The following is an 18830-nucleotide window of genomic DNA, read 5'->3' as shown; positions in this document are numbered from 1 at the left end:
GGCCACTTTCTTGCGCATTTTCACGGCAGCACTGGCGACCGAGACCAACACCTTCTCCCCGATCTGCGTGGATCGCCGCGCCTTCGAAGCCTCACTCTATGCCCCGCCCGGCCAGCATCCCGAAACGCCGACGCTCTGCACCGCGCCGATCACCGTCGGCAGGCGCGTCGCCAAAGAGAAGGGATGGGAGCTGATCGAGGGAACCGCCACCTGGGCCGACCCCGCCGGCCTCGTCAACCGGGCCACCTATGAGGAACTGCGCGACGAAATCCTCGGGCAGCTCAGGGCGGCAATGCCTGTTGATGCCGTCGTCATGGGCCTGCACGGCGCCATGGTGGCGTCCGGATATGAGGATACGGAAGGCGATCTTCTCCAGCGCATGCGCGAAATCGTCGGGCCTGACGTGCTCATCTCAGCCGAACTCGATCCGCACAGCCATTTGACCGCAAAACGCGTCGCAGCGCTTGATTTCGCCGTCTATTTCAAGGAATTTCCGCATACGGACTTCGTCGACCGCGCCGAAGATCTCTGGCGCATCGCTGTGGAAACGCTCGAAGGCCGGATCAAGCCAGTCATGTCGGTGTTCGACTGCCGCATGATCGATGTCTTCCCAACCTCGCGCGAACCCATGCGCTCCTTCGTCGACAAGATCATGCAGATCGAAAAGGACGACCCCGAGATTCTCTCGATCTCGGTGATCCACGGTTTCATGGTCGGCGACGTCCCCGAAATGGGAACGAAGCTGCTTGTCGTGACCGACAACAAGCCGGAAAAGGGCGCGGCGCTGGCGCGCGAACTCGGCCTTGAACTCTTTTCCAAGCGCGGCACCTTCATGGTCCCGCAGATCGACGAGAGGCAGGCCGTCGCGCGCGCAATGGCCGCGACCACATGGCCCGTCGTCATCGCCGACGTCTGGGACAATCCGGGCGGTGGCACGGCAGGAGATGCGACTGTCATTCTCGCGGAGCTCATGGCCCGCGGCGTCACGAGCGCCGCCATCGGTACCATCTGGGATCCGGTGGCCGTGCAGATTTGTTTTGCGGCGGGCGAGGGGGCGGAGATTCCGCTGCGCTTCGGCGCCAAGTCAGCCCCCGGCACCGGCAATCCCGTCGACGGCACCGTCAGGGTCGTCAAGCTGGTGAGGAATGCCGAGATGCAGTTTGGTGAGAGCCTGGTGCCCTTCGGTGACGCCGCCCATATCGTCCTCAACGGCATCGACATCATTCTCAATTCGACCCGCTCCCAGAGCTTCGATCCAAGCCTGTTTTCGGTGATGGGCATCGATCCCGCGGAGCAGAAGATGCTGGTGATCAAATCCACCAACCACTTCTTCGCGTCATTCTCGAAGATTGCGGCGGAAATCCTTTACTGCTCCGCCGGAACGCCTTATCCCAATAATCCGGCGACGACACCATACCGGCGGGCGCCGAAGACCATCTGGCCGATCGTGGCCGATCCACACGGGACAGAACGCGGAGCCGCCTGAATGCATGACAATCGGTTTGCCGTCGTTGCCAAGGCCGGTGACCGGATCGCCGATCTCTCGACGCCGCGTCCTGTCATCGACGAAGACCGGCTGGCTGCAAACATCGCCCGCGTTCAATCCTATATGGATCAGCATGGGCTGAACTTCCGCCCGCATATCAAGACGCACAAGATTCCGGCACTCGCCGTCGCACAGGTCGCCGCCGGTGCCAAAGGCATCAACTGCCAGAAGGTCACGGAAGCCGAGGTCTTTGCCGCAGCCGGCTTCGGCGACATCCTCATCACCTTCAACATCCTCGGCCAGCAGAAGCTTGAGCGCCTCGCCAGGCTGAACGAGAAAATTCCAGCCCTGAAAGTCGTTGCCGACAGCGAAGTGACGGTCGATGGGCTTGCCGCACATTTTTCCGGCCACAAGCCGCTGACGGTGCTTGTCGAATGCGACACCGGCGCCGGCCGCTGCGGCGTTCAGACGCCCGAGGAGGCGGCCTCGCTCGCCAAGCGCATCGCCGCCGCCGACGGCCTCACCTTCGGCGGCATCGTCACTTATCCGAAGCCGCAATCGGCCGCCGCCGTGGAAGCCTTCATCACTGAGGCGGTAAACCGCCTGCAATCGGAAGGCATAAGCTGCCCGATCGTCAGCAATGGCGGAACGCCGAGCCTGTTCGAGGCGCATCTCGTCAAGTCGGCCACGGAACACCGCGCCGGCACCTATATCTATAACGACCGCCAGATGGTGCGCATGGGCCATTGCACCGAAGACGATTGCGCCATGCATGTGCTGGCGACTGTCGTCTCCCGCCCCACCGCCGACCGCGCCGTCATCGATTCCGGCTCAAAGGCGCTGACCTCGGATCTCCAGGGCTTCAGCGACTACGGCCTGATCGTCGGCTATCCCCAGGCGCGCATCACCAGCCTGTCGGAAGAACACGGCGTGATCGATCTTTCGAACTGCACCGGCCCCCGGCCGCAGATCGGCGAGAAACTCTTCATCATCCCGAACCACACCTGTGTGGTCTCCAACCTGTTCGACACGATGGTCTTCCACCGCGGCGGCGTCGTCACCCGCGTCGAAGAGGTCGCGGCTCGCGGGCTTGTCTGGTAGGAGCCGGTTTCGCGGAGAAATGGCCCTGAACGCAGCGGGCCTGGGCTATTGATGGGGTGCTCGCAATCTGCGTATCAGCAAGACAGCAGTCGCTGGTTGTTGCAAGCGTGCGCGCGGAGGATGACTTCGTCGCATCAATTGCGAACATAGGCTCTAAGCGCGATTCTCGACTTGGGTCGACAGCGAACCAGCGACTGTTACACAATCGATTGTCAAAGCTGCAGGTCGTTCCGCGTTTGCTGAAATAATGGCTTAACTAGACAGGATCAGACCAGTAACCTCCTTTGCCCATATATAGGTCGCCCGGACCCGTGCCATTGGTCCGCGGCAGCAGACACTCCCGAGCGTGCCTATCCGGTTCAGACCTTGATAGACTTGCCTACGGCGACCAGATCGGGAGACGACTTGGCGTTGATTTTAACGACCTGATTTTCCCATCCATTTTTTGAAGGAACTTTGTTGACAGAAGCGCGCTCTTGAATGAACCATGCTCATCTCGATCATACGTATCGACCGCCGCGTCGTAGTAGATGTCGACTGCCTTCTTCATGTACTTTCGGCGTCGAGCACGACGATGCAGTCTGCCATCGTCATGGCCTCGACCTAGTCGTGCGTTACATAGATCATCGTTTCCTTCAACGCCCTGCACAGCTTGGCAAGCTCGATACGCACATCGGCGAAGCAGCGGGAATTAGATCGAACGGCCGTCATATGCCCAATGCAACAGAGCCTGGCGTTGGCGGGGCCGGCACCAGCAATCTCCGGGCTCGCAGGCTCGGCGCAGCTGAGCGACATGGCGGCGAATGGCTTTCCAGCGGGCGATCTGTCGCTCGTCCTCGCCGGGCATGCGGCGACCTTGATAATAACGGCAGTACCACTGGAACCAGCCACGCGGATCGTCGGGATGTATCCATCCCTTGGCTCGCCAGACGCTAAGGGGTTGGCTGGCGTCGACACCGAAGCAATTCAGTGACGGATCCTTTCGCAGCGGCGACAGACGGGCCTCTGCAAACCAGCTTTCCGGGAATTCGCCACGACAATCTGTCATGTATTTGCCACCGAACACGCCGCGCGCAAGCATCTCGGCGGGGGTCAGCTCTGGCCGGAAGTCGGGATGGAAGTTGCGACCACTTGGTGCAGCGAGAACGTATCGGTAGCCTTGCTGCATCCGATCATTCACGACGATCCACCGGGCTTTCATCGGGCGCCCTGCGACAGCGGTTTCGGGCGGTTGCGTCGCCAGATGGACACGTTGAGGGCCGCCGCGAAACTCACCCACGCGAGGTAAGGAACAAGGAGCAGGGCAGCAGCCGAATTCGCGGGATAAAACAGGATGATCGTCGCCAGGATCGCAGCCCAAAGCAGCATGATCTCCACCGCGGCCAGCCCGGGTCGGTGAAGTGCAAAAAAGATCGGCGACCACGCAGCATTGAGCAAAAGCTGGACTGCATAGACAGTGAGCGGGAATGCTGCGTTGGCAATGCCTGCCTGCAGCCACAGGAGCCAGCCCGACAGTCCGATCGAGGCATAGAGTACCGTCCAGACCGGGGCGAACAGCCAATCGGGCGGGCGCCATCCTGGCTTGTCGAGCTGCTTGTACCAGTCGCCTGGCCGAAAAATCACGCCGGTAGCCGCCGCAGCAAAGCTCGCGGCCTGAAAGGCGACCAGCACAAGAAGGGAATGCATGTCCATCCGACAAAAAGCGGAGGGAGCCGCCGACACGGCAAGCGGGTCCCTCCAAAGGCCCTATTGGTTCTGGCGAGCAGCGAACTCGCCGGAACTCATTGCAGACAACAGCGGGATGACCTGCCAGGCGGCCGACAGCCCCACTAGGACGTAAACGATCTGGGCGAGCCCCGAGCCGGCCCCGAATATGGCGGCCACGAGGTCAAAGCCGAATAGCCCGACCAGCCCCCAGTTCAGCCCGCCTACGATGACGAGGATGAGCGTTAGTATGTTGATAAACTTCATGGTTCTTCTCCAGTCGAGCGATGGGGGTCAGCCTTCCGGCGGTATGATCACTTTGTCGATGACATGGATGACACCATTGGAGGCAGCAATGTCGGCGGCAGTGACGGCGGCGTCGTTGACCTTGACGGTGGAGCCCTCGACGTTGACGTCGATCATTTTGCCGTTGACCGACTTCGCCTCATCGATACCCGCCACGTCCTTAGCCATGAGCTTGCCCGCGACCACATGGTAGGTGAGGATCGCGGTGAGCTTTTGCTTGTTTTCCGGCTTCAGAAGGTTTTCGACGGTGCCGGCCGGCAACTTGGCGAAGGCTTCATCTGTCGGAGCAAAGACCGTGAACGGACCCGTTCCCTTGAGAGTGGCGACCAGGCCTGCTGCTTCGAGCGCGGTCACCAGCGTCTTGAATTTACCCGCCTCCACGGCAGTCTCGACGACATCCTTCTCCGCGGCGACCCCGCTGAAACTGCTGCCGAGCGTGATTGCTGCAGCGACTAAAAGGCTTCTCAACTTCATGTCAGTCTCCTCTCGATGACAGGTGCGCCATGCACCTCGAACCTTTCATTTGGAGAACATTGATTTTATTACCACTCAAATTTTCGTGAGTGGAAACAGAATTTTCTTGTACAGAAAATTGTCGTTGTGATAGTTTCCCGAAACGAAAAGGAGTTTACGAGTGCTCTCCGACACGCTGTCCAATGAGCTTCAGCGCTACGCGATCGGCCCGCGTATCAAGACACTGCGACTGAGAAAGAAGCTGGGGCTGGTGCAGTTGGCGGGGCATACAGGGCTCTCGCCTGCGATGCTTTCGAAGATCGAGCGCGGGCAGATGTTTCCGACGCTGCCCACGCTGCTTCGGATCGCCATGGTTTTCGGGGTCGGCCTCGATCACTTCTTCAAATCCGACAAGGAGGAGCCGCTCATCGCGGTCGTCCGAAAGCACGAGCGGCTCAAACTTCCCAGCCCGCCGGGCGAAAAGAACCCAGCCTTCCTCTTCGAAAGCCTCGATTATCCCGCTCCCGACCGCCGCATGGAGGCGTATTACGCCGAGTTCCCGCTCGATTCGCCGCCCTCGGAGCCGCATCAACATGGCAGCGCCGAATTCATCTACGTGCTCAACGGTCGGCTTGTCGTCATTGTGGACGGCAAGGAGACAGCGCTGGATGCGGGCGACGCTATGTATTTTGACTCAAGCGTTCCGCACAGTTACCGCCGGGAAGGCGAGGGAATCTCGACGGCTCTTGTTGTGATTTCTCCCTAGGCGGCCGCTGCCCTGTGTCAACCAATGCATTCGCGGAGCGTGTCGGCCACACGACACCAGTCGGACTCTGTCTCGGGCGGCTCCATGTATTTCATCACCACCCGACCGTTCGCGAACAGCCGGCCGTCGGTCGTCGGGATCAGCGCTGAAACGTGCATGCCTTTTACTGGGATGAGCTCGGTTTCCCATGCGAGACCGGCGTCGGTTCTGTAGCCGAGACGACCGACCGCGACCTGCCCGTGGATGCGAACGCTCCACACGTCATTGGCAACTCCGCCCGTCAGCCGTTGATGCGGACCGCGTCTTCACCCCATTGTCCGAGCGCTTCCCATCCCATTGGCGATACTCTTGGCGGCGATGATTGACGGAAGAGGGTGTCATCTCGCCGCCGACGGGACTCCTGGTGGAACGAACCAAGCCCGTCGGCTCAAGCCGCCGTCGGATTGATCACGTTCGTATCGATTTCGGTCAGTTCCACGCGACGCTCGAATGCAATGCCCGCTTCGTCGAAGAGGTGGCAGTCAACGGCATTGATGCCCGTTGTCACAGGTGCGTCGGGGCGGATGCCGACGCTGCCGGGGAGCATGGCGCAGAAATTTTCGGCCTCGCCGTTGAGTGAGGCATAAGCGACCGTATTGGCGCCGAGGCGTTCGATGACCGTCGGGGTCACGGTGAAGACGATATCGCCGCCGTTCAGCTGGATGTGCTCCGGCCGGATGCCGAGCGTCAGCGTCTTGCCGGCCATGCCATCGCGCGGGGTCACCGGCAGAACGGCGGTCTGGCCTTGATAATCGACTTCGACGCCAGCGGCGCTGACGCTTTTGCAGGTCACCGGCAGGAAATTCATTTTGGGATTGCCGATGAAGCCGGCGACGAACTGGTTGGCGGGTTTGTGATAGAGCTCCAGCGGCGCGCCCGTCTGGGAAATGTTGCCGGCGTCGAGGACGACGATGCGGTCGGCCATGGTCATGGCTTCGACCTGGTCGTGCGTTACATAGATCATCGTCGCCTTCAACGCCCGGTGCAGCTTGGCAAGCTCGATGCGCATGTCTGCGCGCAGCGCCGCGTCGAGGTTGGAGAGCGGCTCGTCGAACAGGAATATCTTCGGTTCGCGCACGATGGCGCGGCCGATCGCGACGCGCTGGCGCTGGCCGCCGGACAACATGCCGGGTTTCTGCTGCAGCCGCTGATCGAGATGCAGGATGCGCGCGGCATTCTCGACCTTGGCCTTGAGTTTTGACTCTTCCATCTTTTCGACGCGAAGCGGGAAGGCGATGTTCTCGAAGACCGACATATGCGGGTAGAGCGCGTAGGACTGGAACACCATGGCGATGCCGCGCTTGACCGGCGGCAGGTCGTTGACCCTGACGCCGTCGATGACGATGTCGCCCGCGGTCGTCGCGTCGAGGCCGGCGATCATGCGCAGGAGCGTGGACTTGCCGCAGCCGGACGGGCCGACGAAGACGACGAACTCGCCATTCCTCACTTCGAGCTGCACGCCCTTCAGAACCTCGTAGTCGCCATAGAACTTCTGGACTTTGTTGAGAAGAAGCTGTCCCAAAAATCTGTCTCCGCCGGCGGCCTTCGTCGCATATCATCATAAGGAGAGGGATCGCGGATTGTCGCCTCCGCGATCCCAAGGCGTTGAAGCAAGCTTATTTGAAGGCTTCGATTTCGCCAGCCGCCTTCTTGAGCGCGGCCTCCGGTTCGGCCTTGCCCGTCACGACGGACTGGATCATCTCGATCATCGAGTTCTGGAAGCCCTTATAATCGGTGAACAGCGGCTCGGGACCACCATAGCTGATGCCCTCGATGAGCGGCTTCCAATAGGGATCCTTGGCGACGAACTCATCGACCTTTGCGGAGGGCCGCAGCGGCGTGAGGCCGGCGCCGCCCTGCAGTTCGTATTCCGACTGAACATCCGGCGAGGTGATGAACTTGGCGAATTCAGTCGCCTTGTCCTCGACGCCGGAGCCCTTGAAGATCGCCAGGCTGTCGGTGATCAGCAGCGTGCCGGGGCCCTTGGCGTCGGGACCGAGCGGCAGCGTCGTGATGCCCCAGTTGATCTTGGTTTCCTTCAGGCGGGAGGCGGCGCCCGATCCTGCCTGGATCATCGCAACCTTGCCGTCGAGGAAGATGGCGCGGACTTCGTTCTGCTCATAGGCCGTCGGGCCTTCCTCGGAGTAGGGCACGATATCCTTGTAGGCCTTCAGCGCAGCGAGGATCTGCGGGCTGTCGAGCGTGATCTTGCCTTCGGCATCGGTCACCGCACCGTTATTGGTGTAAACCCAATGCATGAACTGGTGCATGGTGTTGTCGAAGGTCTTGGCGGAAAGACCGAAGCCCGGAATGCCGGTCTTTTCCTTGATGGTCTTGGCCATCTCGATTTCTTCGGCCCAGGTCTTCGGCGGCTTCTCGGGATCGAGGCCGGCCTGCTTGAAGAGATCCTTGTTCCAGTAGAGCGCCTTGGTGGAGAAGGCGATCGGAACGCCCCACTGATTGCCCTCGAAGGTCACCGTGTCGACGATGTGCGGATAGTAAGCCTTCTTTTCGTCGTCGGTCATCGGCACCGGAACGATGAGATCGTTCTGGGCGAATTCCTTCAGCGTGCGCGAGCCGACATAGGCCATCGCAACAGGGGTGCCGGCAGCGGCAAGCGTCGTTGCCTTGTCCTGGCACTGCGCCCAGCCGACGACCTCAGGCGTGACCTTCCAGCCCGCGTTCTTTTCTTCCCACTGCTTGATGTATTTGGTGTGGACCGGATCGATCGTGTCGCCGCAATAGATCCAGCTGATTTCCTTGTCGGCCGCATGGGCAGTGACCGCGGTCAATGCCGTCGAACCGAGCAGGGCGAGCGCCATAAGGCCTGTCTTGATTGCTATGCTCACGTTGTGACTCCCAATGTGGTTGTTAGCTGTTCACTGATTATTGCTCTTATTGTTTCACCGCACCGGCGGTCAGACCGCCGACGAGGTAACGCTGAAGGAAGAAGATGACGACCATCGCCGGCGCAATGCCGACGAAGGAAGCCGCCATCAGTTCGTTCCAGATGACCTCCTGCTTGCCGAAGTAAGCAAAGAGCCCCACCGGCAAGGGCATGTATTCGGTCTTCGAGTTGAACGTCAGCGCGAAGATGAATTGCTGGGCGTAAGCGCCGATGAAGGTGGTAATGGCGACGACGATAATGCCCGGCATCGCGATGGGCAGGATGACGCGGCGAAGCGTGTAGAAATGGCTGGCGCCATCCATGAAGGCGGCTTCGTTGAGCTCCTGGGGAATACGGATCATATAAGTGCGCAGCAGCCAGATCGCCGAGGGGATCAGGAAGGCGACGCCCGGCACGATCATGGCGAGATAGGTGTTGAGCACGCCCATGCTGCGCATCAGCCGGAAGAGCGGGATGAGCAGCACGGCGCCGGAGAACATGTTCACCGTCAGGAAGGCGCCGAGCAGGATGCCCATGCCCTTGAATTCGAACTTGGCGAAGGCGTAAGCGGCCGGAATGACCAGGCAGAGCACGATCAGCGTGACGATGATCGAGATGAAGAAGGAGTTGAAGATATAGCGCCCGAAGCCCGGCACGCTGATCCACATCGTCCGGTAGGCCTCGAAGGAGCCGTTCTCAGGCCAGAAGCGGTAGGGCGAGGAGAAAAGCTGGGCGAGCGGCTTCAGCGACACCAAAAAGCCCTCGACGAAGGGCGCCAGCACGAAGAACAGGAACACCGCGATTCCGCAATAGATCAGGACGATTTCCCACCAGCGGTAGCGGTCGATCATGGCCGGGCTGCTCATGCGCGCTTCTCCGGATTGAGGCGGCGGGTGACACGGAAATAGGCGAAGCAGAAGAGCGACAGGAAGATGCAGATCAGCACGGCGCGCGCCGCACCTTCACCGTATTTCTTCGAACCGATCGCGGTCTGATAGGTATCGATGATCATCGTCGTCGTCTCGCCGCTCGGGCCGCCCTGCGTCAGGATCCAGATGATGTCGAACGAGTTGAAGGTGGCGATCAGCGACAGCATCGACATGGTGATGATGGCGGGCACCATCAGCGGCAGGGTGATGCGGCGGAAACGGTACCAGCGGCCGGCGCCGTCGGTCCAGGCGGCTTCGTAGAGATCCTTCGGGATCGACTGGATCGCCGCCAGGAAATAGATCGTCACCAGCGGCACGCCGATCCACACGTCGGTGACGATGGTCGCCCAGAAGGCGGTGCTTCCATAGGCGAGGAAGGCGACCGGGCCGTCGACGAGGCCGAAGCGCTGCAACAGACCCGAGATCATCCCGAACTGGCCATTATACATCCAGCCCCACATGAAGATGCCGATCGCCATCGGCACGATCCATGGCGGCATGGTTAAAAGCCGGAACAGGGAGCGTCCGGGAACGGCGGCATTCAGCATGCAAGCGCCGAAGGTGCCGATCACCATTTTCAAGGCGACGGAGAAGAAGGTCCAGACGAAGGTGCGGAGGATGACCTCCGCGAATGTGGCGTTGAAGATCTTCTCGTAGTTGATCCAGCCGACCCAATTGGTGGTCTTCTTCAGCGACGCATCGGTGAAGGAGAGAATGAACGTATCGACGAGGGGATAGGCGACGATGGCGAGAACATAGAGAACGGCCGGAAGAAGGAGGATCCAGGCGAAGATGAAGGCGCTTCTTTGAACACTCATCTTGCCGCCTTCCTCAAGCCGCTCTGGCGTGAAGGGCCTCGTCGAAGCGGTCCCAGACGGGACGCAGGTCGACGACTGATTTCTTCATTCTCGCTTCGTCCATGGCAAGGGCCAGAATGCCGGCTTCGAGCGCATTCAGCGTGGAGACGGGAAGTTCGAGCCCTGTGCGCACGCTTTCCAGCAGGTCGCTCGCCATCTGTTCGTCGGCGCCGTAATGCTGGGACAGTTCGGTTGCAGCATAAGCGTTTGCGACCACCTTGTTGCCGGTCAGCTGTTCGTGCACGTTGAGATAGCCGCGAACGAAATCGCCCTCGGCCATGCCGCGCGAGCCCATGATGGCGAAGCGGCGGAACTGGTCGGGTACGTTCAGATTGGTATGGAAGTTCATGCCGACGCCATTGGCATATTCGACGATCGCCACCTGATAGTCGATGATATCGGCGTCGCTGTCGAAAACCTTGTCCGATCCCATCCAGCCGCTCGGCTTGCGGTGGAAAAGCTCGAGATCGTTGATGCCTTCGCGCGCCGGGTCGTTGGCCGGAATGAAGCTCTTGCGGCCGCCGAAACTGGCGACGCGCTCCGGCCGCGCGCCGACGACACCATTGTAGAGGTCGAGGTCGTGGCAGCATTTCTCCAGCATAAAGCTGCCGGAATAGCGCTCGTAGCGGCGCCAGTCGCGCATGAAGAAGGCGCCGTGATAAGGCTCGATATGTTCGGAGGCCTCGATCGACACGATCTGACCGAGTTTGCCCTCGGCCTGGATGGCGCGCAGATCCTTGTAGAGAGGGGAGTAACGCAGCACCAGACCGACCATCAGCCGCTCATGGCCGAACTTCGCCATCAGATGGGCAAGCTCGATGCTTTCTGCGATGGTCGTGACGATCGGCTTTTCGCAGAAGACCTTGAGACCGGCTTGCAGCCCGAGTTTGATATGGTCGAGATGCATGTGATTGGGCGAGCCGATCATCAGCAGATCAAGCTTTTCGGAGGCGAGGAGCTCCTCCGGCGAGCCGTAGGCCTTGCCGGCGGAAATGCCCTTTTCCGTCAAACCGGGAAGGCCGGCAGGATCGGGGTCGACGTAGCCGACGATATCGAAACTGCTATCGATCGCTTTGAAGACGTAGCCGAGATAGCCGAGCCGGAATCCGAGCCCGATGATGCCCACTTTCATGCCGATCAAGTTCCCGATTAAGTAATTTATTTTCTTTAAGTTGGGACAAAAAACAAAGGGCGTCAATAGAAAACGGGGCGCAAGACGCGAGTATGAAATTGATTTTCATAATTCGCGGGCGAGGATCGTTAAAGCGCTGCCACCGCCAAAATGCGGAGGCAACCGGTGGAAGAGCCATCTTCAAAGCAGGAATGCTGACGTCATTGTTGCGAACCCGGCAAGCTCACGCAAAAATCGCGAAATGTTGAAAAGAGTAGCTAGCCCGGGTGTGTAGGATGGGCGATACCCGAAGGAGGAGCCATCATGACCCGCATGACAGCCAAGGACTTTCCGCAGGAACTGCTCGAACTTTACGATTATTATGCGCATGGAAAAATCACCAAGCGCGAGTTTCTCGACCGGGCCGCCAAGTTTGCGGTGGGTGGAGTGACGGCAGCCGCCATTCTTGCGTCGCTCAGCCCCAATTATGCGCTGGCGACCCAGGTCGAGTCCACCGATCCCGATATATCGGCCGAATACATCACCTATCCCTCTCCAAAAGGAAACGGCGACGTCCGCGGCTATCTCGTGCGGCCCGCAAAGGCCGACGGCAAGGTTGCGGGCGTGGTCGTCGTTCACGAGAATAGAGGCCTGAACCCCTATATCGAGGATGTGGCGCGGCGCGTGGCAAAGGCCGGCTTCATCGCCCTGGCCCCGGATGGGCTGACGTCGGTCGGCGGTTATCCCGGCGATGACGAGAAGGGGCGGGAGCTCCAGCAGAAAGTCGATCCGGAAAAGCTGATGAACGACTTTTTCGCGGCGGTCGAATTCCTGATGAAGGGTGATCTCACCACCGGAAAGGTCGGCATAACAGGCTTCTGCTACGGCGGCGGCGTCGCCAACGCTGCGGCGGTCGCCTATCCCGAGCTGGCCGCAGCCGTGCCCTTCTATGGCCGGCAGCCGCGCGCCGAGGACGTGCCGAAGATCAAGGCGCCATTGCTTCTCCACTATGCCGGGCTGGACAAGGGGATCAACGAAGGCTGGCCGGCCTACGAAGCCGCGCTGAAAGCGGCGGGAAAAACCTATGAGGCCTATATCTACCCCGACGTCAATCACGGCTTTCACAATGACACCACGCCTCGCTACGACGAGGCGGCAGCCAAGCTCGCCTGGCAGCGAACGATCGACTGGTTTACGAAATACCTTGCCTGAAAATGCAGTGGCGTGAGGCTGCGGGGAGCCATCCCCGCCGCATGGCCTCGTGTCCCGCTATTGCGAACGGTCGACCTTGCGCCGTCCCCGACTGAGCATCATTCCGCCGACGATGAGAACAATCCCGCCGGCGTTCGCCCAGAATGATCCCGGGACCCCGCTGACATAATCAAATGCCACCCCCGTTACCATCTGCCCGCCGATGATCAGCAGAGCCGAATTGACGGCGCCGATCCGCGCAATCGCCCAACTGCCGGCCGCCACGAAGACAACGCCGATCGGACCGCCTAGATAGGCGTACCAGGGCGCCTCGGCGGCGCCCGCGGGAAGCAGGCCCCCGACGAAGAGCCCGAGGCAGGTTAGGACGGCAAATCCGACGGCGTGATTCCAAAAGGATGCGATCAGCGGCGTCGTCGAGATTCTCAACCGCCCATTGAGCTGACGGCTGAGGCCGACGAGCACGCCGCCGAGGCAAGCAAGCAGAATGAAGAGCGTCACGCCGCACCTCGCCCGAACAATATGATGAGCGCCGCCCCCGCAACGACGAGGCCGAGCGCAGTGATGTCTCGTGCATCGGGATGCCGCTTGCGCATGCCGAACAGTCCCCAACTGTCCGCCGCGACGCTGAAGACGACCTGGCCTGCCAGGCCCAGAGCCAGGGTGCCGGAGAGCCCGAGCGGTGAGTTGACCGCGGTCGAGGTCAGCATCACCGTTGCCGCGCCGGAGATACCGCCGAAATAAGCCCATAGAGGCGCGCGCAAGCTCTGTTCCGGCTTTGGCCTGCGTCGCCGGTGGATGAGCAGGAGAAGAATGACCGCGGCGATGATGCCTGTGCCGTGAGCGGTCCAGGAAGAAAACAGCGGATTTCCGTAGCGTGCCAGCTCGCCATTGAGGTGCACCATGAAAGTCAGGAGCCCACCCGTGGCGAAAGCGCCAGCAAAGTAGATCGGATGCGGATTTCGTGCGGCTTCGATGGTCATTGGAGATCCCGTCAGCGAATCGATTGCGGCGGATGTTTTTCAAATTGCCACTAAGGCCATTCATCGGCATCCTCAGCAAGACGTGTCGTCATAGCCTGACAGGCATGGAGGACGCGATGCTGCTCAAAGGCGAACGGACATTCCTGGTGCGGGATGCTGGCGGTTTTGTCGCGCACATCAATATGCCGGGATGGTTGAAGCCGAAGCCGACGGACCATGGCCACGGCCCTCTCGCTATGATCGTCGAATCCATCCTGGTCCCTGGCCGGCTGATCGCGATGCACGAGCACAGAAACGACGAGATCGTCTCCTGGGTGCCTGACGGCGTGATGCGTCACCAGGATCGGGCCACAGGCTGGCTGCTGATCGACCGCCATCATCTGATGGTGATGAATGCCGGGAAAGGCTTCTGGCACTCGGAGGAGACGATGGTGACCGATCCGCCGCTGCGAATGCTACAGATCGTCATTCGTCCGCGTGCGGCCGATCTGGTGCCGAAAATTCAATACGGCGCGATCCCTATGGTCGCGGCGAATGTCTGGCGACACCTGGTCGGCCCAGAAGGGGAAGGCACGCCGTTTTATGTCCGTAGCGCCGTCGACATCTTCGACATCCGGTTGGAAGCAGGCGCGCGGGCGGAATTCCCGCGGAAGCAGGGCCGGGATCTCTACTTCTATATCTTCCGTGGCTCAATCACCGTTGATGGTCAAACCTTCATGGAAGGCCAGCAAGGACTGCATCTGTCAGATGACTGGCTCGACCTTGAAGCCAAGGATCCAGCCACGCTGATCGCGTTTCTCATCTATGCAAACGCACCGGTCGCCAAGCAGGGGACCGTCGGCGACCATAAGGACATACCGTCGGCCCTTGTCATCAGGGCGCTTCTGAAATGGAGGAAATTTCGGCAGAGGTGGCGACGGTCTTCACTAGGCGCGCTTCTGCGGCAATAGTGATTACCGCAAGTCGCTTCCGCTTTCGGCAATTGTGCGGTAGCCTGTCCGTTCGTTCACATCCAGCGAAGATATTTCGCTGCGCACCCAGAGATGCCGAGGACGGGCGATGTTGCGATCGTCCAGAGTTTCGGAACAGTTTCCGTCAGCCGTGATGCGGCTAAAAATGCCATGTGAACGGAACAAGCATGCCTGCAATTGGGTTTCGAACCTTAGCGTTTAAAAGGAGGAGCATTATGCCTACGGTTGCTGCGACGCCCATCACTCCGCCCGATCAGCACGTCGTCACCGCACGCGAAGCCATCGAGCCGCTGTATGAGAAGCTCGAACTGCAAACGGAATCGCTGGTTCTCTCTGCGGCGCTCGAAGCAGGATGGTCTCCGGACGAGGCAACGGAAGCGCTGGCGGCGCTCAGACTGCAGGACGCGCTGTCCATCCTCGACGAACGATCTGGCCAGTAGTTGGCGAAGAGTGACGACTCCGGCCATGGCGGGACAACTTCGTCGAAGACGCGACAACTTCGCTCCCGAGCCGGGCTATAACGTGCGCGTCCGCCCGAATGAGCGCAACAGCAGATTGAGAGAGACGGCAACCTTGTCGATGTCGCGAATGTCCCGCGAATATCGGCCGGTGTAGAGTTTTACAATCATGCTGTCGCGGGCAGAGCCGCTGAGTTCGAAATAAAGGTGCAGGTAATAGGCTTGCTTGTCGCCGCCGCGACTTACGCTTCTTCGCCGTTGAGTGACCTGACCGAGCTCGGCTTTGATCGGGGCGAAGCCGGAGAGTTTCAGCATCACCGACTTGGACTGCAACCGGGCCATGGTGGGGACTGCAACGACCGCCTTGTCCAGTGCCAGACTGACGACTTGACCGGGGACATCGTCGACGATAGCGGGTTCATCGAGCTTGAACGCATGGAACAGGCGCCGAGGTTTCTCAAAGCAGATAAGTGACGCGATGAGCAGGACGACGATATTGATCCCTGACCACCAGGCCGCGACCGGCGAAAACTGGCCTTGTACATGCGATGTTTCCGGTACGACGTTGACCAGCAGGCCAACCACGGTGATCGTGATCATGCTTGCGATCCAGGCGAAGCTGTAGCGGTCGAACTGGTTCGCCTCGTTGCCACTGCCCTTTGGCGTCACCCTGAAAGGCTTGCCGAATGGTCTCACCAGGCTGGAGACCACGGTCGGCAGCATGCGGAATGTCGCAAAGGTCCCGACGGCGCTGGAAACCACAGGCAGATAGCGCGTCGGCGTGATCCACAGCATGAGCAGAAAATAAGCCGCCAGCAGCGGCACCTGATGAGACACATACGCGGCTATATCAGTGAAATAGAGCGGGACCAGGCCAAACCAGAGATAGACGATGGGGACGAGCAATATCGTGAAGCGGACCAGATACTGCACCAGCCATGACGCCGGCAGGAACATGATCCGTTGAAAGAGCGTCAATCCCGGGCCGCGCAGCGGGCCATTATACAGGTAAAGGGTTTGAATACCCCCCTGACACCAGCGTTCGCGCTGGACAAAATAACCGGTCAGGTTCTCGGCGGCCAGTCCCATCGACAGCCGCTCGTTCAGGTAGCGGGTCTTGTAGCCTTTGTTGAGCATCGAAAGAGTGGTCAGCAGGTCTTCTGTGATCGACTCCGTCGGAAAACCGCCTATTGCGTCGACGGCCTTGCGGCGGGCAATCGAGCATGACCCGCAGCAGAAACTGACGTCCCAGGCGTCTCGGCTGGGCGCGATCTCGTCGAAAAACAAGCGCTGCTCGTCCGGCCAGATATTCTCCAGGCCCAAGTTCGATTGGACCGGATCGACATTGAAGAAATGTTGGGGTGTCTGGACGATGCCGATGCTTTCATCGGAAAAGAACGGCAGCGTCCGGCGAAGGAAATGTCGATAGGGGACAAAATCGGCGTCGAAGATCGCAATGAATTCGCCCGAGCTGACCTTCAGCCCATTGTTCATATTGCCGGCTTTGGCGTGCGCGTTGTCGCCGCGCGTGACGTGGATGACGTTCTTCTCCTCGCAATAGGCCTTCAGCCAATCCCGGCGTTGATCGTCAAGCACATAAACCGTCAATTTGTCGGCAGGATAATCCAGCGCGCGGGCGCCGATGATGGTTCGCTCGAGCACGTCGAGCGGCTCGTTATAGGTCGGAATGAAAACGTCGACAGTAGGCAGCTCACGCTTATCGCGCGCGAAGAAAACACGACCCAGCCTGTCCGCTTCCGCGCTCCGGTCGACATAGCGGCTCATCAATACAAGAAAAAGGATAACTTCGACGCACGCCAGAATCTCGACGAAGAAGAGGATCCACACCCAGTAGAAACTCGCACCGTCGCTGGGATAGGGAAGCACCGTCTCGGTCAAGCGCCAGAACATGTATCGCAATGCGAATGCTGCGACAAACGCGCAGGTCACCGCTCGTGTCCAGGTGTGATGCCGCGACCAATTGAACGGCCCGAGGAAAAAGAAGGCCGAAACGAGAAAGGTCGGAACCAGCGCTACAAGATACTGAACCACAGGCTTTTTACCCAGTTGGACAGGTCGATGCCGTGCTTGGAAAACCGTACCTGGACTGTGCGCCCCACCTGGCAGGAGTTCGCAAAGTCATCATTCATGAAGGATGGATCGAGGCGAACCCGAATGCGGGCATTGCGCTGTGTCGACGGCGGCAAGCTGGCGGCAAAGGAATCGGCCTCAACCGAAGCCGAACTGCCTCTGACGGAGATGACCGTTCCATTGAAGACATCGCTGCGGCCGAACAAGCGCACCTGAGCGACAAGTCCGGGATAGATTTCGTCATAGTTGACCTCGGGAACAAGAATATCCACAAACAGCTCCCGACAGTCGAGAAGGCGCATCAGCTCGTCATTCAGCACGACGTTGGAACCGTTGACGATACTTCTGGTCCAAACAACGCCGTCGAACGGCGCTATTGCCGTTGCGGATTCAAGGCTGCTAACGCGGTTTGCCTCTTTGACGAGCTGTTTTTGAACTTCTGTCGCTCGTGTCTCATTCTCCGCTATGCGCGAATTCAAGTCGTTGATGCGAACGACAACCTCGTCCTCGCGCTGCCGCGAATAAGGCACGTCATTCTGCCCGTCGCCGAAAACAAAGATACCCTGGCGGACCGCATTGAGCCTTTGTTCCAGTTGATCGACAGTCAGATTGCTGATTTCGACCTCGCCGCCGGTCGCAGCTCCGGCGGCTCGCGCGACTTCGACCAGCTTCTGCGTAAGAATACCTTTTGACTCGAGCTCCATCCGGCGGTTCAGGTCGACCTGTGCGACAAGATCCTGGGCCTGCGACACTTCGACCTTTTTCCGCAGGATTTCGACTTCGCGTTCGAGATTGGCAATAGTTGTCTGCCTGTAGACCTCCAATCTTGCAGACAATTCCTCGCGAAGGGCGGAGAGCTCCTCCCGTTCCTTTTTAAGTGCCGCGACGCGGTCGAGCGCCGTGTTCCGATCTGCCTCGAGCGAGGCGAGAATTGCGCGACTGACGCGTGTATTTCTGATTTCTGCGAGGGATTGTCCCGCTTTGACCGGGCTGCCGACCTTGAGGGGTTCTTCCGCAATCGTGCCGTCGATTGGGGCATTAACGACAGCAAACCGGGCATTGACCGTGCCATCAAGGCTGGTAAAGCCGGTAATCGTCGGCAACGAGACGACGGTCACCAGTGCCAGCAGCAATAGGCCGACGACGATGCGTGTGATGCGATGGTTCCAGATCATGTTGGCATCCGAAGGTATCGCTCTGCAGCCATTCGTCGCTCTCGCGCTGACACGGATGGATGCAACTCATTCTTGCATACTTTAGCGCATGGAAATTTATAGACAAGTGATGGTCGTAAACCTGCGACAGAAACAGTTCGGCTCTGAACGAAATGCCACCGACGCAGGCGTGGCGCCGGCCTGTGGTCAAGCCCGGCGCGGCGACTGAACTGGGGGGTAATGGGTAGAACGTAGGGATAGGGGATGATGGAAATTACCGCGCCCGGTGAGGCCGCCATCTCATTGAGACAGAAATAGCGGAGCG

The 18830-nt window shown here is 59.8% G+C and carries 19 protein-coding genes and 1 pseudogene; 6 read left to right on the top strand and 14 right to left on the bottom strand.

Features of this window, described 5'->3' with window-relative positions; all coding sequences use genetic code 11:
- The first annotated feature begins 10 nt into the window (after window positions 1–10).
- Both NXC14_RS27570 and NXC14_RS27565 read left to right on the top strand, forming a co-directional pair.
- Window positions 11–1486 (top strand): M81 family metallopeptidase, encoded by a 1476-nt coding sequence (locus tag NXC14_RS27570; RefSeq protein WP_085781172.1) that lies wholly within the window; start codon window positions 11–13, stop codon window positions 1484–1486.
- Window positions 1487–2587 (top strand): D-TA family PLP-dependent enzyme, encoded by a 1101-nt coding sequence (locus tag NXC14_RS27565; protein WP_085781171.1) that lies wholly within the window; start codon window positions 1487–1489, stop codon window positions 2585–2587.
- 691 nt (window positions 2588–3278) lie between these two features.
- Here NXC14_RS27565 and NXC14_RS27560 read toward each other — a convergent pair.
- Genes NXC14_RS27560 through NXC14_RS27545 form a run of 4 tightly spaced genes read right to left on the bottom strand, consistent with a single transcriptional unit; the run spans window position 3279 to window position 5071 of the window.
- On the bottom strand, window positions 3279–3788 hold the full coding sequence (locus NXC14_RS27560) for a hypothetical protein (protein WP_085781170.1): 510 nt from the start codon (window positions 3786–3788) through the stop codon (window positions 3279–3281).
- Entirely contained in the window at window positions 3785–4273 is a 489-nt protein-coding gene (locus NXC14_RS27555; RefSeq protein WP_085781294.1) for a TspO/MBR family protein, read from the bottom strand. Before NXC14_RS27555 ends, NXC14_RS27560 begins: the two co-directional genes overlap by 4 nt.
- Window positions 4274–4333: 60 nt before the next feature.
- The gene (locus NXC14_RS27550; RefSeq protein WP_085781169.1) at window positions 4334–4558 is read right to left on the bottom strand and encodes a DUF378 domain-containing protein; all 225 of its coding nucleotides are present in this window, start codon (window positions 4556–4558) and stop codon (window positions 4334–4336) included.
- A 27-nt stretch (window positions 4559–4585) separates the two neighbouring features.
- Window positions 4586–5071: a fasciclin domain-containing protein gene (locus NXC14_RS27545; RefSeq protein WP_085781168.1), complete on the bottom strand. Its 486-nt coding sequence runs from the start codon at window positions 5069–5071 to the stop codon at window positions 4586–4588.
- A gap of 160 nt (window positions 5072–5231) precedes the next feature.
- Between NXC14_RS27545 and NXC14_RS27540 the strand changes: the two genes are divergently transcribed.
- Window positions 5232–5816: an XRE family transcriptional regulator gene (locus tag NXC14_RS27540; protein WP_085781167.1), complete on the top strand. Its 585-nt coding sequence runs from the start codon at window positions 5232–5234 to the stop codon at window positions 5814–5816.
- Between the two features lie 9 nt (window positions 5817–5825).
- On the opposite strand, the pseudogene NXC14_RS27535 reads toward NXC14_RS27540, so the two are convergent.
- The 6 genes and pseudogenes from NXC14_RS27535 to NXC14_RS27510 all read right to left on the bottom strand — a co-directional run.
- Window positions 5826–6153 (bottom strand): annotated as a pseudogene (locus NXC14_RS27535) (aminoglycoside phosphotransferase); the annotation flags it as partial.
- A 90-nt stretch (window positions 6154–6243) separates the two neighbouring features.
- Window positions 6244–7377: a sn-glycerol-3-phosphate ABC transporter ATP-binding protein UgpC gene (ugpC, locus tag NXC14_RS27530; RefSeq protein WP_085781166.1), complete on the bottom strand. Its 1134-nt coding sequence runs from the start codon at window positions 7375–7377 to the stop codon at window positions 6244–6246.
- A gap of 94 nt (window positions 7378–7471) precedes the next feature.
- Complete coding sequence (locus NXC14_RS27525; protein WP_085781165.1) at window positions 7472–8677, bottom strand: ABC transporter substrate-binding protein; 1206 nt, start codon at window positions 8675–8677, stop codon at window positions 7472–7474.
- Between the two features lie 73 nt (window positions 8678–8750).
- Complete coding sequence (locus tag NXC14_RS27520; protein WP_085781164.1) at window positions 8751–9608, bottom strand: carbohydrate ABC transporter permease; 858 nt, start codon at window positions 9606–9608, stop codon at window positions 8751–8753.
- A complete protein-coding gene (locus tag NXC14_RS27515) occupies window positions 9605–10489 on the bottom strand; it encodes a sugar ABC transporter permease (RefSeq protein ID WP_011428222.1) in 885 nt (294 codons plus the stop codon). Before NXC14_RS27515 ends, NXC14_RS27520 begins: the two co-directional genes overlap by 4 nt.
- A 13-nt stretch (window positions 10490–10502) precedes the next feature.
- The gene (locus NXC14_RS27510; protein WP_085781163.1) at window positions 10503–11660 is read right to left on the bottom strand and encodes a Gfo/Idh/MocA family oxidoreductase; all 1158 of its coding nucleotides are present in this window, start codon (window positions 11658–11660) and stop codon (window positions 10503–10505) included.
- 303 nt (window positions 11661–11963) lie between these two features.
- Between NXC14_RS27510 and yghX the strand changes: the two genes are divergently transcribed.
- A complete protein-coding gene (gene yghX / locus NXC14_RS27505; protein WP_085781162.1) occupies window positions 11964–12851 on the top strand; it encodes a YghX family hydrolase in 888 nt (295 codons plus the stop codon).
- Between the two features lie 57 nt (window positions 12852–12908).
- On the opposite strand, the gene NXC14_RS27500 is transcribed toward yghX, so the two are convergent.
- Both NXC14_RS27500 and NXC14_RS27495 read right to left on the bottom strand, forming a co-directional pair.
- Window positions 12909–13349, bottom strand: a complete 441-nt coding sequence (locus NXC14_RS27500; protein WP_085781161.1) for a DMT family transporter — start codon at window positions 13347–13349, stop codon at window positions 12909–12911.
- A complete protein-coding gene (locus NXC14_RS27495) occupies window positions 13346–13831 on the bottom strand; it encodes a DMT family transporter (protein WP_085781160.1) in 486 nt (161 codons plus the stop codon). Before NXC14_RS27495 ends, NXC14_RS27500 begins: the two co-directional genes overlap by 4 nt.
- Before the next feature lie 116 nt (window positions 13832–13947).
- On the opposite strand from NXC14_RS27495, the gene NXC14_RS27490 reads away from it, so the two are divergent.
- Together NXC14_RS27490 and NXC14_RS27485 are read left to right on the top strand one after the other, a co-directional pair.
- Window positions 13948–14781 (top strand): pirin family protein, encoded by an 834-nt coding sequence (locus NXC14_RS27490; RefSeq protein ID WP_085781159.1) that lies wholly within the window; start codon window positions 13948–13950, stop codon window positions 14779–14781.
- Window positions 14782–15017: 236 nt separating this feature from the next.
- Window positions 15018–15242, top strand: coding sequence for a hypothetical protein (locus NXC14_RS27485; protein WP_064695708.1), 225 nt, complete (start codon window positions 15018–15020; stop codon window positions 15240–15242).
- 75 nt (window positions 15243–15317) lie between these two features.
- Here NXC14_RS27485 and NXC14_RS27480 read toward each other — a convergent pair whose 3' ends face one another.
- Together NXC14_RS27480 and NXC14_RS27475 are read right to left on the bottom strand one after the other, a co-directional pair.
- Window positions 15318–17312: a glycosyltransferase gene (locus NXC14_RS27480; protein ID WP_085781158.1), complete on the bottom strand. Its 1995-nt coding sequence runs from the start codon at window positions 17310–17312 to the stop codon at window positions 15318–15320.
- Window positions 17294–18526, bottom strand: coding sequence for an HlyD family efflux transporter periplasmic adaptor subunit (locus tag NXC14_RS27475; protein ID WP_085781157.1), 1233 nt, complete (start codon window positions 18524–18526; stop codon window positions 17294–17296). The genes NXC14_RS27480 and NXC14_RS27475 overlap by 19 nt, the downstream gene beginning before the upstream one ends.
- Window positions 18527–18830: the final 304 nt, after the last annotated feature.

It is taken from the genome of Rhizobium sp. NXC14 (assembly GCF_002117485.1).
Taxonomy (GTDB): domain Bacteria; phylum Pseudomonadota; class Alphaproteobacteria; order Rhizobiales; family Rhizobiaceae; genus Rhizobium.
Note: the sequence above shows the minus strand (reverse complement) of the source record. Positions and strands in the feature narration are given on the sequence as shown.

What these genes read in the sequence shown, in the direction of transcription:
- NXC14_RS27485 (WP_064695708.1), top strand. Translation starts at nt 15,018, where the DNA reads ATGCCTACGGTTGCTGCGACGCCCATCACTCCGCCCGATCAGCACGTC.
- NXC14_RS27520 (WP_085781164.1), bottom strand. Translation starts at nt 9,608, where the DNA reads ATGAGCAGCCCGGCCATGATCGACCGCTACCGCTGGTGGGAAATCGTC.
- NXC14_RS27515 (WP_011428222.1), bottom strand. Translation starts at nt 10,489, where the DNA reads ATGAGTGTTCAAAGAAGCGCCTTCATCTTCGCCTGGATCCTCCTTCTT.
- NXC14_RS27510 (WP_085781163.1), bottom strand. Translation starts at nt 11,660, where the DNA reads ATGAAAGTGGGCATCATCGGGCTCGGATTCCGGCTCGGCTATCTCGGC.
- NXC14_RS27475 (WP_085781157.1), bottom strand. Translation starts at nt 18,526, where the DNA reads ATGATCTGGAACCATCGCATCACACGCATCGTCGTCGGCCTATTGCTG.
- NXC14_RS27525 (WP_085781165.1), bottom strand. Translation starts at nt 8,677, where the DNA reads ATGGCGCTCGCCCTGCTCGGTTCGACGGCATTGACCGCGGTCACTGCC.
- NXC14_RS27560 (WP_085781170.1), bottom strand. Translation starts at nt 3,788, where the DNA reads ATGAAAGCCCGGTGGATCGTCGTGAATGATCGGATGCAGCAAGGCTAC.
- NXC14_RS27555 (WP_085781294.1), bottom strand. Translation starts at nt 4,273, where the DNA reads ATGCATTCCCTTCTTGTGCTGGTCGCCTTTCAGGCCGCGAGCTTTGCT.
- NXC14_RS27550 (WP_085781169.1), bottom strand. Translation starts at nt 4,558, where the DNA reads ATGAAGTTTATCAACATACTAACGCTCATCCTCGTCATCGTAGGCGGG.
- yghX (WP_085781162.1), top strand. Translation starts at nt 11,964, where the DNA reads ATGACCCGCATGACAGCCAAGGACTTTCCGCAGGAACTGCTCGAACTT.
- NXC14_RS27565 (WP_085781171.1), top strand. Translation starts at nt 1,487, where the DNA reads ATGCATGACAATCGGTTTGCCGTCGTTGCCAAGGCCGGTGACCGGATC.
- NXC14_RS27490 (WP_085781159.1), top strand. Translation starts at nt 13,948, where the DNA reads ATGCTGCTCAAAGGCGAACGGACATTCCTGGTGCGGGATGCTGGCGGT.
- NXC14_RS27495 (WP_085781160.1), bottom strand. Translation starts at nt 13,831, where the DNA reads ATGACCATCGAAGCCGCACGAAATCCGCATCCGATCTACTTTGCTGGC.
- NXC14_RS27545 (WP_085781168.1), bottom strand. Translation starts at nt 5,071, where the DNA reads ATGAAGTTGAGAAGCCTTTTAGTCGCTGCAGCAATCACGCTCGGCAGC.